Origin of the sequence: Variovorax dokdonensis, from assembly GCF_030316895.1 — a bacterium.
GTDB classification, from domain to species: Bacteria; Pseudomonadota; Gammaproteobacteria; order Burkholderiales; family Burkholderiaceae_C; genus Variovorax; species Variovorax dokdonensis.
Map to the genome: position 1 here is coordinate 847579 of NZ_JASZYV010000001.1, position 13777 is coordinate 861355.

Annotated in this window: 13 protein-coding genes; 1 reads left to right on the top strand and 12 read right to left on the bottom strand. The window is 63.8% G+C overall.

The genetic code is table 11. The features are described from left to right. Positions 1 to 30: 30 nt before the first annotated feature. From QTH91_RS03920 to QTH91_RS03945, 6 genes are all read right to left on the bottom strand, one after another. The gene (locus QTH91_RS03920; RefSeq protein ID WP_286658715.1) at positions 31 to 741 is read right to left on the bottom strand and encodes an ABC transporter ATP-binding protein; all 711 of its coding nucleotides are present in this window, start codon (positions 739 to 741) and stop codon (positions 31 to 33) included. Between the two features lie 10 nt (positions 742 to 751). Further along, entirely contained in the window at positions 752 to 2542 is a 1791-nt protein-coding gene (locus QTH91_RS03925) for a branched-chain amino acid ABC transporter ATP-binding protein/permease (RefSeq protein ID WP_286658716.1), read from the bottom strand. Continuing rightward, positions 2539 to 3462, bottom strand: coding sequence for a branched-chain amino acid ABC transporter permease (locus tag QTH91_RS03930; RefSeq protein WP_286658717.1), 924 nt, complete (start codon positions 3460 to 3462; stop codon positions 2539 to 2541). Before QTH91_RS03930 ends, QTH91_RS03925 begins: the two co-directional genes overlap by 4 nt. 59 nt (positions 3463 to 3521) lie before the next feature. Beyond that, positions 3522 to 4715, bottom strand: a complete 1194-nt coding sequence (locus QTH91_RS03935) for an ABC transporter substrate-binding protein (protein WP_286658718.1) — start codon at positions 4713 to 4715, stop codon at positions 3522 to 3524. A gap of 73 nt (positions 4716 to 4788) precedes the next feature. Beyond that, positions 4789 to 5562, bottom strand: coding sequence for an SDR family NAD(P)-dependent oxidoreductase (locus QTH91_RS03940; RefSeq protein WP_286658719.1), 774 nt, complete (start codon positions 5560 to 5562; stop codon positions 4789 to 4791). 29 nt (positions 5563 to 5591) lie between these two features. Then, positions 5592 to 7346 carry an FAD-dependent oxidoreductase gene (locus QTH91_RS03945; protein ID WP_286658720.1) on the bottom strand — a complete coding sequence of 585 codons (1755 nt, stop codon included), beginning with the start codon at positions 7344 to 7346 and terminating at the stop codon, positions 5592 to 5594. Between the two features lie 135 nt (positions 7347 to 7481). Between QTH91_RS03945 and QTH91_RS03950 the strand changes: the two genes are divergently transcribed. Then, positions 7482 to 8297: an IclR family transcriptional regulator gene (locus tag QTH91_RS03950; RefSeq protein ID WP_286658721.1), complete on the top strand. Its 816-nt coding sequence runs from the start codon at positions 7482 to 7484 to the stop codon at positions 8295 to 8297. Between the two features lie 128 nt (positions 8298 to 8425). Here the strand turns inward: QTH91_RS03950 and kynA are convergent, their stop codons facing one another. The 6 genes from kynA to QTH91_RS03980 all read right to left on the bottom strand — a co-directional run bounded on the left by kynA (position 8426) and on the right by QTH91_RS03980 (position 13696). After that, positions 8426 to 9283 (bottom strand): tryptophan 2,3-dioxygenase, encoded by an 858-nt coding sequence (gene kynA / locus QTH91_RS03955; RefSeq protein WP_286658722.1) that lies wholly within the window; start codon positions 9281 to 9283, stop codon positions 8426 to 8428. Next, on the bottom strand, positions 9280 to 10557 hold the full coding sequence (gene kynU, locus QTH91_RS03960) for a kynureninase (protein ID WP_286658723.1): 1278 nt from the start codon (positions 10555 to 10557) through the stop codon (positions 9280 to 9282). Before kynU ends, kynA begins: the two co-directional genes overlap by 4 nt. A 1-nt stretch (position 10558) precedes the next feature. Beyond that, a complete protein-coding gene (gene kynB, locus QTH91_RS03965; protein WP_286658724.1) occupies positions 10559 to 11212 on the bottom strand; it encodes an arylformamidase in 654 nt (217 codons plus the stop codon). A gap of 95 nt (positions 11213 to 11307) precedes the next feature. Next, on the bottom strand, positions 11308 to 11646 hold the full coding sequence (locus QTH91_RS03970; protein WP_286658725.1) for a YkgJ family cysteine cluster protein: 339 nt from the start codon (positions 11644 to 11646) through the stop codon (positions 11308 to 11310). Beyond that, positions 11643 to 13043 carry a sensor histidine kinase gene (locus tag QTH91_RS03975; RefSeq protein WP_286658726.1) on the bottom strand — a complete coding sequence of 467 codons (1401 nt, stop codon included), beginning with the start codon at positions 13041 to 13043 and terminating at the stop codon, positions 11643 to 11645. The genes QTH91_RS03970 and QTH91_RS03975 overlap by 4 nt, the downstream gene beginning before the upstream one ends. Continuing rightward, entirely contained in the window at positions 13040 to 13696 is a 657-nt protein-coding gene (locus QTH91_RS03980; protein WP_286658727.1) for a response regulator, read from the bottom strand. The genes QTH91_RS03975 and QTH91_RS03980 overlap by 4 nt, the downstream gene beginning before the upstream one ends. Positions 13697 to 13777: the final 81 nt, after the last annotated feature.

Here is a 13777-nt window from a genome sequence, read left to right on the forward strand (position 1 = left end):
TGGGGTGTGTCGAATAAAAAGCGGAAAGGCTCAATGCGCGCCCAGGTAGGCCGCTTTGACCTTCGGGTCGTTGAGAAGCTGCTTCCCAGAGCCTTCGAGGGTGATGAGCCCCGTCTCCAAGACATAGGCGCGGTCGGCGACGCCCAGCGCTTGCTTTGCCATCTGCTCCACGAGCAGGATGGTGAGGCCCGAGTGACGCAGTTGCCGTATGGCCTCAAAGATGTCCTTGATGATGAGCGGCGCCAGGCCGAGCGAAGGCTCGTCCAAAAGCAGCAGCCTTGGCTCGCTCATCAATGCCCGTGCAATGGCGAGCATCTGCTGCTCTCCACCAGAGAGCGTGCCCGACAGCTGGTGCTGGCGTTCCTTCAGACGGGGAAATCGCTTGAACTCCCTTTCGATGGCCTCTTCGATGGCCCGCGGGTCGCTCTTGCGGGAGTAGGCGCCCAGCATGAGGTTCTCGCGTACCGTCTGGTCGGCGAAAACCCCACGGCCCTCCGGCGACATCGCCACACCCAGGCCGACGCGCTTGTGCGGCGCGACATAGGTGCAGTCCTTGCCGTCGATGTAGACCTTGCCATCCTTGACGGGCTCGAGGCCGACGATGCTCTTGAGCAGCGTGCTCTTGCCAGCACCGTTGGCGCCGATGATCGTCACCACTTCGCCTTTGCGAACTTCGAGGCTCACGCCCTTCACGGCTTCAATCGCGCCGTAGGACACCTTGACGGATTCGAGTTTCAACATGGCAATGTCCTCAAGCAGCGACCAGCGCCTCGACAGGCTCGGCCTCTTCATCGACGCCGAGGTACGCCTCGACAACACGCGGGTTGCACTGCACATCCACAGGCTTGCCCTCGGCGATCTTGATGCCGTAGTCGAGCACGATGACGTGGTCGGACACCGACATGACCAAGTCCATGTGGTGTTCCACCATCAGGATGCTCACACCGCATTTGCCGATTCGCAGCAAGAGCTGACCCAGTTCGGCGGTCTCTTGCGGGTTCAGACCGGCCGCAGGTTCGTCCAGCAGGAGCAGTTGAGGTTCGGTGGCAAGCGCGCGTGCCAGTTCGGCGCGCCGCTGCAAGCCATAGGGAAGGCTTCCTGCCGGCTGGTGCGCGAGGTGGGCCAAGTCGACCAACTCCAGCAGTTGGAGCGCTCGGTCCCGGGTGATGACTTCCTGCTTCGTCGCGCCGGGCATGGCCATCAGAGACGGCAGGAAGCCATTGGTCATGCGTGTATGGCGGCCGAGCATGACGTTGTCCAGGACCGAAAGTTCGGAGAACAAGCGCAAGTTCTGGAATGTGCGGCCCATGCCCATGCGGCAGATCTGGTGAGCGGGCGTGTCCGATATCTCTTCGCCCAGGAACTTGATGGACCCGGAGGAGGGCTTCACCACGCCCGTCAACATGTTGATCATCGTGCTCTTGCCGGCGCCGTTGGGACCAATGAGAGCGTGGATGTGGCCTCGCTTCAGACGAAACGACACGTCCTGCGCAGGCTTGACACCGCCATATGCCTTGGTGACGCCTTCCACCTCGAGCAAGTCGCCACTGGCATCAGGGCCGATGCGCGTGGGCTTGGATTGGGTTGCCGCCTTGGCGGGCACGACCTTCGCTCGGCGCTTGAACAACGAGTTCAGGACGCCCGTCACGCCGTTGGGCATCACGTACAAGGCAAACAGCAGCAGGAAGCCATACAGGAAGTGCTGCGCCGACGGCCAGCGAGCCAAGGCAGCGTCGATGGAGGTCAGGACGATGGTTCCCACCAGTGGGCCGTACATGGAGCCCGACCCACCGAAGAGGACCAGAAGCAGAATGAAGATCGAGAGGTGAAAGGTAATGAAGTCCGAGTTGATGTACTGGTTCTGCTGCGCGACGAGCGCCCCTGCAATCCCGCAGGTCACGGCGGCGACGACGAAGGCAATGACCTTCGCGCGGTAGACACGCACACCCACTGACGCGGATGCAATCTCATCGGCCTGCAAGGAGAGCAAAGCGCGGCCGAAGCGCCCGTTCAACAGGTTGCGAAGGAGCAGATGAGTCACGGCGCACAGCACCACACCAAACCAGACCCACTGTTGCGTCGTCAGTGGCTGCCCGTTCCAGGTGATGGGGCGGATGCCGTAGATGCCTTGCGCGCCGCCGAAAACGTCCGTCCATTCGCCAACGAGCTTCTCCACCACGATGCCGAATGCCAGCGTCACCATGGCCAGATACGGGCCCTTGACGCGCAGCGACGGCAGCGCAATAAGGACGCCGCACACCCCGGAGATTGCAGCCGCGGCGACCAGTGCAAGCCAGGGGCTGATGTCCGTCCTGCTCGTCAGCAGGGCCACCGAATAGGCTCCCGCAGCGAACAGGCCGGCCTGCCCCAGAGACTTCTGACCGGCAAAGCCGACCAGCACGTTCATGCCGGCCGCGCACATGTAGTAGACGCACATCATGAAGATGATGCGGAAGTAGTAGTCGTTGCCAAACAGGGAAGTGGCGCCGATGACGGCAGCAGCGGCAAGCGCTACGCCGACGAAGTGTTGACCGCGCTTCATACCTTTTCCACCATGGGCTTGCCGAAGAGGCCGGTCGGCCGAAAGGCCAAGACCAGAATGACGAGTGCGAACACTGCAACTTCACGCCATTGCGCCGACCATAGGTTCACCAGGGATTCGAGTACCCCCAGTGCAAAGCCGCCAATGACGCAGCCACGCGGATTGCTCAGCCCACCAATCATTGCGCCGGAGAAGCCCTTGAGCCCCACCGTCAATCCCATGAAGAGCGATGCTTGTGCGATGGGAGCAAGCAGGAAGCCAGAAAGACCGGCGAGTGCGGAACTGACAATGAATGCGCCGATCATCACGGCGTTCGTGTTGATGCCCATCAGGCTGGCGACGTTTCCGTTGGCAGCCACAGCACGCATTGCCTTGCCGACCATGGTGCGATTCATGACCCAGTCGAACACGATCATGATGACGATGGCCACCGCAAGGGTCAGCAGCTCCTGCGGTCGAACCCCAACGCCCATGATGCGGATGACCTCGTCGCCGACCGGGCCCGGCACGACCACCGGCTTGGGGCCCCAGATCGCCAGGCCAATGCTCTGCAGGATGACTCCAAAGCCCAGCGTGCTCATGACCCAGGCCATGCCGGGGCGGCCGGCGAATGGGCGGACGCCCACGAGATACAGGACCCAGCCCAGCAGTCCCATGACGCCAAGTGCTGCGGCCAGGGCGAGCAGTTGAGCGCCGGAACCCGGAAGGGCCGAACCGAAAGTCGTTGAACTGACCGGGAGGCCGAGAACCAGGAAGAGAGCGCTCATGCCAATGAATGCACCGGCCGACACGAACTCGCCGTGTGAGAAGTTCAGCGTTTTGGTCGTCGTGAAAGTGATGCTGAAGCCCAGAGCCACCAGCGCGTAGGCTCCGCCCACGGCCAAGCCGCTGAGAATCGCTTGTAAGAGCGCCTCTACCATGATTGCCTCCGAGATGAATGCCAAAGCCGCGGAATGCGGCTCCGCTTATGCCGAGTGCGTTATTGCTTGAAGTCAGCCGTCTTCAGCGAGCTGACGATAGGGTCGGTGTAGGGAAGCAGCTTGCCGTCCTTCCAACGAATCCAGACCAGGTCTTCGGCCGTCAAGGCTTCGTGCTTGGTCTTGCTGAACGGCTTGTCGTACGTCTTCAGAACGCCCTGGACAGGGGTCTTCAGGTCTTCGAGTGCCAGGCGCACGGCGTTGCCGTCGAAGCTGTTGGCCTGCTTGACCGCAGCGGCGTACAGCAGGATGGAGTCATAGCCGTGCAGGGCAAAGGAAAACGAACCCGGCGCCTTCAGCTTGGCGCCGACGCGGTCGTAGAGCGTCTGCTGAGCCGGGGTCTTCGATTCACTGACAGTGCGCATGAAGATCGGCTTTTCGGCCAGCGTCTTGCCCGCGGCATCGTAGAACGTGATGTTGTCGGCTGCCCAGGAGCTCAGCACAAGCGGGAAGTAGTTGATCTTCTCCATGCTGCGAACCAGCTGGGCGATGGGGGTGCCCTGCGCCCACACGACGACGGTATCCACACCAGCAGACTTCATCTTGCTCAATTGAGAGGTCATGTCCGTGTCGCCCACGCCGAACTTCTCAGTTGCTGCAATTTTGATGTCCTGCAGCTTGGCAATTTCTTCCATGTCCTTCAGACCACCCTGGCCGTAGCCTGTCGTTTCGACCATCAGGCCCACGACCTTCGACTTCTCGGTGTTCTTCTTGACGTAGGCCATCAGAGCGGCGATCTGCTCGCGGTCGACCATCGAAACGCGGAACATGTAGTTGTCCGCACCCGGGCTCATGGGCTTGGTGATGTCGGTGCCGGAACTGACATTGCCGATTACCGGAACCTTCTTCTGGTTTGCGATGTGCTTCCAGGCCATGGCGTTGCCAGAGTTTGTCGGACCGAACACCGCGGCAACCTTTTCACTGTCGATGAGTTCGCTCATGTTCTGAATCGACTTGGGCGGCGCCGAAGTGTCATCGCGCGTTACCAGCTCCAGCTTCTTCCCCAGAAGGCCGCCGTTGGCGTTGATGTCGGCAATTGCCGCTTCCATGCCCAGGACTGCCGCCTGCCCGCTCTGTGCCGAAGGCGAAGCAGACAAGTCGCCGTTGTAGCCCACCTTGACTTGAGCGCTCGCGGCCGCTGCGGCCACCAGGCTGGCGGCCAGGATGGCGCGCTTGAAGAACGAAGGAATGCTCATTGTTGTCTCCAGTTGAGATGTTGTTGAACTCTTCGAGTTCGGGGTTGCGGACTAAGGAAGGCTCGCTTCTGCTTCAGGCCAGGAAGCCACCATCGATGGGGAGCGTGACGCCGGTGATGTAGCTCGCCATGTCAGAGGCAAGGAACACCACAGGGCCGATGAGCTCTTCAGGCTGTCCGACGCGCGCCATGGGCGTGCGCATCATGAATTTGTCCAGGCGCTCAGGGGCTTCCCGGGTGTAGGAGGTCATGGGTGTCTCGATGACCCCAGGTGCAATTGCATTGACGCGAATTCCATCCTTGGCCAACTCGACCGCCAAGGCTTGGGTCAGCATCTTCACGGCACCCTTGGAAGGCGAGTAGCCAACGACATTGGCAATGCCAGTGGTCGAGGCAATGGAGCCAACGTTGATGATGACGCCCTTCGTTTTCCGCAGCGCACTGAGCCACGAATGGGTCGGATGGAAGGTGCCCATGACATTCACGTCCAGGGTCTTCTGGAGGTTCGAAGCCACCTTCGGGCTGTCCATGCCCTCGCGGATGATGATTCCGGCGTTGTTGACAAGGATGCCTACGTTGCCGACTTCGGTTGCGGTAACCAGGGCGAGTGCTTCGCATTCGTCGCGAGACGTGACATCAAGCTTGTACGCATAGGCCTTGCCGCCAACCTCATTGATTTCAGCGGCGGCCGACTTCGCGTTGGCCTCGTTGAGGTCGGTGACGATGACCGTTGCGCCGGCTTTGGCCAATCCCTTCGCAATGGCCTTCCCGTTGCCTTGACCAGCACCGGTGACCAATGCAATGCGTCCACTCAGTACTTGCGGAGCCATCTGTTCGGTGATTTCCATCTGTCTTTCCTCGCTTGCCGGTGTCCGCATCACGCGGCGCGGGCGTGTTGGCGTTGCGGCGCTTGAATTGCGGAGATGCTCGAAAGAGCGGGTTGCTTGGCGAGGGTCTGGCCCACGACGTAGCCGAAGGTGAGCGCGGGGCCCAGAGTGATGCCCGCGCCCGGGTAGTTCCCGCCCATGATGCTGGCGGCGTCATTCCCGACGGCATACAGGCCGGGGATGGGCTGGCGGTCTTGCGTCAGCACCTGGCAGTGCTCATTGGTCGCCAGCCCGGCAAACGTCCCGATTTCGCCGACGACCACCTTGATGGCGTAGAACGGTCCCTGCTGAATCGGGGCCATGCAAGGATTGGGGCTGACCAGCGAGTCACCTTGAAAGCGGTTGTAGGCCGTGCTGCCCTTGCTGAACTTGGAGTCTTTCCCCGAGGCGGCATCGCGATTGAACGACTGCACTTCCTCTTGCAGCGCGACGTAGGAAACGCCAATCGACTTGGCCAGTTCTTGCAGCGTCTGGCCGCGCTTGAGGTAGCCGCTACGCAGGTACTTGCCAATGGGCAGAGGGAAGGGAGCGACGGCGCCCAGGCCGTATTCGCGCAGATGCTTGTGGTCGCAGATGAGCCAGCACGTCACTTCGTTCAGACCGGCGCAGGCTTTCACGAGGTCCTGGATGAAGTCGTGGTACGACAGCGCTTCGTTCGTGAAGCGATGACCGCGCGGGGTGACTGCAATGACACCAGGCTTCGCACGGTCGATGAAGTGGGGCATCACGCCCTCCGAGCCGTCGGCCCGCTTCGTGACCGATGTCGGGCACCAGGCTGCTGCGTTCGGGATGGTGGGATCGACCCATCCGCCTACCGATTCGCCCAAGCGCAGGCCGTCGCCGGTATTGAGCGCGGGCGACGGGGTGAAGTGCTCATGGCCGGTCGGGGCGTGCGGGAACAGTTGCTTGCGGCGCTCGATGTCGTACGGAAACCCGCCACAGGCCAGCACCACGCCCTTGCGAACGCGCACTTCGATGGGTGCTCCTTCGTGAACGACGGTTGCGCCAACAACGACGTCGTTCTCCACGATGAGCTTCTTGACCGGCGAGTCGAGCCAGACCGAGACATTCAGATCCATGCCAGCCTTGGCAAGCCGTCCAGCCAAGGCGTTGCCATTGGTGAGCGTCATGCCGCGGCCGTGGCGGACGACGTCCAGCAGGTGTCCGCCAAATCGCTTTGCGACGTACCAGAAGGATTCGAAAGACTTGAACGCGCGAAGGAAATGCCACAGCTCCTTGCCGGAGCCCAGCATCATTCCGAAGACGGTGAGCTCGGGAACGGGCGGGGCCAGCTTCTTGACGCGGTCGCCGAGTTCTCGCGCGTCAAAAGGGGCGGTGACCATCGAGCGACCGCCGGGTTGCCCCCCGGGCGCTTCCGCGTGGTAGTCCGGAAAGACCGGCGGCATTTCGAACTGCACGCAGGTCTTGCTGGTGAAGAAGTCGATGGCCTTGGGGCCGTTTTCCAGGAATGCATCGACGCGGGCCGGGTCGAAATGCGTGGTCGCTTCATGCTCCAGGTAAGCGCGTGCGGCGCCGGCTGGCTCATTGATGCCCTGGGCCTTGGCCAGCTTGGTGTTGGGAATCCATAGCCAGCCGCCAGACCGCGCGGTCGTGCCCCCGTACAGAGACGCCTTGTCCACGACCAGCACCTTCAAGCCCTCGTAGGCGGCGGTGACTGCAGCTGACATTCCGGACGCCCCGGTGCCCACCACCAGCACGTCGTATTCGGTTTCCTGCTTGCTCATTGACCTGCACTCCTTGAGATGGGGGCCGCATCTGCCGGCCCAGTAGCGTTAGTATTGTGCTAACGAATCTGATCTATGCTAATGGTTTACCCTACACTAATGATGTAGTTAGAATCAAAAAGTTAGGAGACACGCATGAGCGCACTCGAAGCTGAAACGGGAGACGCTGGTTCTGAAAAGGAGCGGCGCGGCATTCAATCGATTGAAGCGGGTGGTCAATTGCTTCTCGCGCTGGGGGCTCAAGGCCGCCCTTTGCCTCTCAGAGATCTGGCGAAGGCCGCCGACATGGCTCCGGGGAAGGCTCACCCATACCTGGTCAGCTTCGGCAAGCTGGGGCTGGTGACGCAGGAGGCGTCGACCGGCTACTACTGGCTGGGTCCAACCGCGATGCAGTTGGGACTGGTGACGCTGAGGATGCTCAATCCCGTGCGTGAAGCTACGCCGTTTGCCGAGAACCTGGCTCGGGAAACCGGCCACAGCGTTGCGTTGTCGGTGTGGGGAAATCAGGGTCCGACCATCGTGTTCTTGTTCGATGCGATCTACCCGTTGCACACCAACATCCGCACCGGAACCGTCATGTCGCTGGCGGGAACAGCGACAGGCCGGCTGTTCGCGGCGTACCTGCCGGCCAAGCTCATTGAAGAATCACTGCTCGAAGATGAACGCCGACTGGGACCTGACATCGCCACGCCGATCGACCGAGAAGAGCTTCAGACCATGGTCAACGAGGTTCGCAAGCACGGTGTGTCCCGCTCCGTGAACAATCCGACGCCGGGCGTCTGCTCATTCGCGGCACCAGTGTTCGACTATTCAGGGAACATCGTGCTTGGCATCACGCTGATGGGCCGGTCCCGGTCGTTCGACACGAGTTGGACAGGCGTGCAGGCCAAAGCTGCAAAGGAATGCGGTGTGGAGGTGTCTCGCCGCCTCGGACATCAAACGCTGCGCTAGTCAGCAAGCAGGAACGTCCGCTATGGGAGCTTCAGGATCCAAAGTCGGCTCGCAGCCGCATGCGGTCGACAAGGTCCTGATCGAGCACATGAAGAAGGACGGCGTGATATGAACACCATCCTTGCGGCCTACAAGTCGGTACGCAGCTTCCAGATCTCGGGGAACAGCACCACGTCGAGCATCTTGCGCAGGTAGCTCACGCCGCCTGTGCCGCCTGTGCCGCGCTTGAAGCCGATCACGCGTTCCACCGTGGTGACGTGGCGGAAGCGCCAGAGGCGAAACGCGTCTTCGATGTCGGTGAGCTTCTCGCCCAGTTGGTAGAGGTCCCAGTGTGCCTTCGGGTCGCGGTACACGGTCAGCCATGCGGCTTCGACGCCGTCGCTGGCCACGTAGGGTTGGGTCCAGTCGCGCTGCAGGTAGCCGGCCGGCACCTCGATGCCGTTGCGCGCGATCAGGCGCAGCGCTTCGTCGTAGAGCGATGGCGCGCGCCAGGCGGCCTCGACCATCTCCAGCAGGTCGGGCCGGTGCGCATGGGGCTTGAGCATGGCCGCGTTCTTGTTGCCCAGCATGAACTCGATGCAGCGGTACTGCGCACTCTGGAAGCCGCTGGAGCTGGCCAGGTAGGGCCGCATGGCGGTGTATTCCGGCGGCGTCATCGTCGCGAGGACCGACCAGGCGCCGACCAGTTGCTCCATGATGCGGCTCACTCGCGCCAGCATCTTGAAAGCATCCGGCAGCCGGTCTTCGCGGATGCAGCCGATGGCGGCGCGCAGCTCGTGCACCATCAGCTTCATCCACAGCTCGCTGGTCTGGTGCTGGACGATGAAGAGCATCTCGTCATGCGCCGGCGAGAGCGGATGCTGTGCGCTCAGCACCTGGTCCAGATGCAGGTAGTCGCCATAGCTCATCGACGTGCTGAAGTCGAGCTTGGCCTTTTCTTCTTCCACGATGCGCTCGGTGGCGCTCTTGTCGTTGCTCGTGGTCATGTGACGGCGTTGATCTGGTTGAACTCGCTCTTGCGCCACTCTTCGAGCGTCATGACCTGCACCAGATGCTCGACGGCGTTCCACACGTCCTCGAAGCCCAGGTACAGCGGCGTGAAGCCGAAGCGCAGGATGTCGGGCATCTGTTCGTCGCCGCCGCGGTAGTCGCCGATCACGCCGCGTGCGATCAGCGCCTGGACGATGGCATAGGCCTGGGTGGGCGTGCGCTGGTCGGCCAGCGACAGGCATACCTGCGAGCCGCGCTGTGCGTGTTCGCGCGGCGTGACCAGGTTGAACAGGCCCGGGCAACGTTGCTCGGTCAAGTTGATGAACGCATCGGTGAGCGCCAGCGACTTCTTGCGCAGCGCCGTCATGCCGCCAAGAGGTTCGGCCGCGAGCACGGTGTCGAGGCCGCATTCCAGCCCAGTGAGCGACAGGATCGGCTGCGTGCCGCACAGGTAGCGGCCAACGCCCGGCGCGGGGCGGTAGTGCGGCGTGAACTCGAAGGGAGCCGCATGGCCCCACCAGCCCGACAGCGGCTGGCGGAACTGGCCCGCATGCCGCGTGTGCACCCACACGAAAGCCGGTGCGCCCGGGCCGCCGTTGAGGTACTTGTAGCCGCAGCCGATGGCGAAGTCGGCATTGCTTTCGTTGAGGGCCACCGGCACTGCGCCGGCGCTGTGTGCCAGGTCCCACACGGTCAATGCGCCTGCAGCGTGCGCCGCGGCGGTAATGGCCGTCATGTCGTGCATGGCGCCCGTGCGGTAGTTGACGTGGGTGAGCATGAGCACGGCCACTTCTTCCGTCAGCACGCCAGGCAGGTCGCTGGCGTCGATCAGCTTCAACTGCAGGCCATGGCTTTCGCACAGCGATTCGGCGATGTACAGGTCGGTCGGGAAATTGCTGCGCTCGCTGACCACGAGCCGGCGCTTGGGGTCGGCCTTGGCCTGCGCGATGGCGGCAAAGAGCACCTTGTAGAGGTTGATGGATGTGCTGTCGGTGCACACCACTTCGCCGGGTGCGGCGCCGATCAGGCGGCCGACCTTGTCGCCCAGGCGCTGGGGCAGGTCGAACCAGCCGGCGCTGTTCCACGAGCGGATGAGGCCTTGGCCCCATTCGTGGCTCACTGCTTCGGCGATGCGTGCGGGCGCGGCGCTCGGCAGCACGCCCAGCGAGTTGCCGTCGAGATAGATCACGCCGTCGGGCAGGGTGAATTGATCGCGCAGCGGCGCGAGCGGGTCTTGTGCATCGAGGCACTTGCAGTCGTCGAGAGTCATGTCACTGGAAGGAGAGTTCGCGCAGGATGGCGCGCACGGGGGAAGCGTCTGCCGTCGTCAGCTTGAGCGGCAGGGCGATGAGTTCGTAGTCGCCTTCGGCCACGTCGTCGAGCACGAGGTTCTCGAGCACGCGCAGGCCTCGGCGGCGGATCACCTGGTGGCTGTCGAGCGTCTTGCTGTCGGCCGGGTCGATGCTGGCGGTGTCGATGCCCACCAGCTGCACGCCGAGGTCGGCCAGGCGTTCGATGGTGGCGGGGGCATAGGCGCTGAGCTGGCCGTCCCAGCGGTCGACGGGCATGGCGCGGTAGGTGCGCACGAGCACGCGGGGCGGCAACTCGGCCAGGGCGTGTTCGATGTGGCGCCATTCAATCAGCGGCCCGCAGTCGATCGCATGGATCACGCGGCAGGGCCCGAGAAAGGGCACGAGGCTGACGGTGCCGATGGTGTCGCCGCCGGCGTCGTAGTGCAGCGGTGCGTCGGCATGCGCGCCGACGTGCGGCGAGAGCGTGATCTCGCTGACGTTGACGGGGCAGCCGGGGCCGATGGCGGCCGCCCAGCGTTGCCGGTAGGGCGTGTCGCCGGGGAACACCGGCGCGCCTTCATGCACCGGGGGCGAGATGTCCCAGATGCGTGGCGATGGGTGTTGATGGGGCATGGCGCTAAGGTAGCGCCGGCAGAAACACTGTGGTGTCGGTTATTTCCAACGTCTGCGCATCCAATTGCTGCAGGGTAGGGCGGGCAGCGCGGCCGTCAGAGCAAGCGGATGGCGTCACCCAGCGCCGGCAGGCCATGGCGGGCCCGAGCGCGCTCGCAGGCATCGCTGCCGGCCTGCAGTTCGTGGCAGGGGTTCGGGCGCCATTCGTAGATGCCGCAGGCCACCTTCTCGCCAATCCGCCCGGTGAGCGCTGCGCAGCGGGGTCGCGCATGGTCGGTGCCACGCATGCGGGCGATGGTGTCGTTCACATCGACCGCCAGCCCGCCGGGCACGCGGCCGCCCCGGTCGTCGAGTTCGAAGACGCTGAAGTCGACGCGATAGCTCGCGCAGCAGGCGCCGCAGCTTTGGCAGGGGTTGGTGGCGGGCGTGGTCATGCTCGAGGCGCTTCGGCGGGACCCGAAGTTTCCACCAGAACGCCAAGGCCGCGCCCGGCAAGGCCTTCGATCAGGCTGGCGCTTCCGCCCATGCGCTGGGCCGCCTGGCGCACGATCGCAAGGCCCAGGCCAGTGCCAGAAGCCTGCACGGTTGGGCTGCGGAAGAAGCGCTCGAAGAGGTGCGGGCGGTCGGCCTGAGCAACGCCGGCGCCGTCATCCTGGACCGACAGGCGCCACCCGTTGGGGCCATTGGGCAGCAGTCTGACGAGCACCCGTCCGCCTTGGCGTCCGTGACGCACGGCGTTCTCGAGCAGGTTCTGGAGGATCGAATCGAAGGCCGGGAGGTCGACGTTTCGCGATAGCGCGTCGGGGCTGTCCAATTCGAGATCGATACCCCTGGCGGCAGCGGCGGACGCGCTGCGTGCCAAAGCATCCCGAAGCCAGCTGGCCAAGTCGAGCGTTCGAGCTTGGCGATCCTGCGCGCCGTCGAGCGCGGCCAGGGTCAGCAGCTGGTTCGACAGGTGTGCCGCGCGGGCGATGGCCTGGTCGAGGTGCTGTCCGGCTTCGGCGCGTGCAGCGGAATCGTTCGAGCGTGCCAGCACATGTGCTTGCGCGCCGATGACCGCCAACGGCGTGCGCATTTCATGCGCGGCGTCTTGCACGAAGGCGCGCTCGCGTTCCACCGTGGCGCGAAGGCGCAGCAGGAGCGCGTCGAGCGCTTGCACCAGTGGCGCGAGTTCGTGGTGGCGCGTCTGGATGCCGACGGGGCGGAGGTCATCGGCCGAGCGGGCGTCGATGCGCTGCGCCAACTGGCTGAGAGGCCGCAGGCTGCGTCGCATCGTGAGCGCGATCGCCAGCATCACCAGTGGGAGCGCGATCAACAGGTATGGCACGAGGCCGCGCGCGTTGTAGCTCAGGAAGGCCTGGTGGGTGCGGCGCGGATTCAGGATGCGCAGGCGCCATTCCCCTCGGGTCTTGTCGTAGCGCCAATGCTGCTGCGTCGTGGTGATCTCGGGGCGTGTGGTGGCTTCGCCTTCCTCCCAGCGCCAGCCTGGCGAGGTGAAGACGGCGATGCCGCCGTTCGCCCGCGCCAGCTCAAAGGACAACGAGCCGCTCAGGCGGCGATCGTCCTTGCGCCGGAGGTTGGTGGAGCGCAGCGTCGCCGCAATGAAAGCGCGCGCTTCGGCTTCTTCGGGCAGGTCGTCCACGGCCGTGAGCAGCGAATCGCCGTAGCTCTTCAAACCCGGCGCCTCGGCCAGGTAGGTGCGGTTGTCCCAGTAGACATAGCCCAGCAGGGTCAGCCAGATCACCAAGAAAACCGGAATCATCGCCAACGTGCTGCGGCGCACCAGCGACGGCTCGGCCATCCGGCGCCAGAGGTCGCGCGCGCGATTCATGGCTCGAGCAGGTAGCCGATGCCGCGAACGGTCCGCACGCGCTGTGCGCCGATCTTCTTGCGAAGGTTGGACACGTGCACCTCGATGGCGGCAAAGTCCACCGGCTCGCCGAGTGGCTCCAGCCGCATGGACAGAACGTCCTTGGCAACGACCGACCCGGGCTCGCGAGCCAGTTCCATGACGAGCTGAAATTCGCGCGGCGACAGCGACAAGGCTTGACCGTCCAGCCATGCTTCGCGGCGCCCTGGTTCGATTTCGAGTGCGCCCACGGTCCAGCGCGCGCTGGCTTGCCGCGCGCTTCGGCGCACGACGGCGCGGATGCGCGAAACCAGCTCGGCCGTCTCGAAGGGCTTGATGACGAAGTCGTCCGCGCCGTTGTCCAGACCGGCCAGACGGTCGTCCAGTGCCGAACGCGCGGTGATCACGATGATCGGCACCTTCACGCCGGCCCGGCGCCAACGGCGAAGCAGGTCCATGCCACTGCCGTCGGGAAGCGTGAGGTCCAGCAGCACGGCATCGACCCTGGCGCCGTCGATCGTGTGGGGGGCGTCCTTGGCGAGCCGCACCCATTCGGTCGTGAAGTGTTCGACCTTGAGCGCCGCATGCAGCGCTCGGCCCAGTTCCAGGTCGTCCTCGATCAGCAAAAGGTGCATGCGCGCATTTTGAAGGCGCGACCTTTGGGAAAGCCAAAGGTTTGCCTTCGCACAATGGCGCCTACTCAAACAAGGAGGAGT

Bases quoted from the DNA above. Each gene is read 5' to 3' on its own strand.
- QTH91_RS03920 (WP_286658715.1), bottom strand. From the start codon at position 741: ATGTTGAAACTCGAATCCGTCAAGGTGTCCTACGGCGCGATTGAAGCC.
- QTH91_RS03925 (WP_286658716.1), bottom strand. From the start codon at position 2,542: ATGAAGCGCGGTCAACACTTCGTCGGCGTAGCGCTTGCCGCTGCTGCC.
- QTH91_RS03930 (WP_286658717.1), bottom strand. From the start codon at position 3,462: ATGGTAGAGGCGCTCTTACAAGCGATTCTCAGCGGCTTGGCCGTGGGC.
- QTH91_RS03935 (WP_286658718.1), bottom strand. From the start codon at position 4,715: ATGAGCATTCCTTCGTTCTTCAAGCGCGCCATCCTGGCCGCCAGCCTG.
- QTH91_RS03940 (WP_286658719.1), bottom strand. From the start codon at position 5,562: ATGGAAATCACCGAACAGATGGCTCCGCAAGTACTGAGTGGACGCATT.
- QTH91_RS03945 (WP_286658720.1), bottom strand. From the start codon at position 7,346: ATGAGCAAGCAGGAAACCGAATACGACGTGCTGGTGGTGGGCACCGGG.
- QTH91_RS03950 (WP_286658721.1), top strand. From the start codon at position 7,482: ATGAGCGCACTCGAAGCTGAAACGGGAGACGCTGGTTCTGAAAAGGAG.
- kynA (WP_286658722.1), bottom strand. From the start codon at position 9,283: ATGACCACGAGCAACGACAAGAGCGCCACCGAGCGCATCGTGGAAGAA.
- kynU (WP_286658723.1), bottom strand. From the start codon at position 10,557: ATGACTCTCGACGACTGCAAGTGCCTCGATGCACAAGACCCGCTCGCG.
- kynB (WP_286658724.1), bottom strand. From the start codon at position 11,212: ATGCCCCATCAACACCCATCGCCACGCATCTGGGACATCTCGCCCCCG.
- QTH91_RS03970 (WP_286658725.1), bottom strand. From the start codon at position 11,646: ATGACCACGCCCGCCACCAACCCCTGCCAAAGCTGCGGCGCCTGCTGC.
- QTH91_RS03975 (WP_286658726.1), bottom strand. From the start codon at position 13,043: ATGAATCGCGCGCGCGACCTCTGGCGCCGGATGGCCGAGCCGTCGCTG.
- QTH91_RS03980 (WP_286658727.1), bottom strand. From the start codon at position 13,696: ATGCACCTTTTGCTGATCGAGGACGACCTGGAACTGGGCCGAGCGCTG.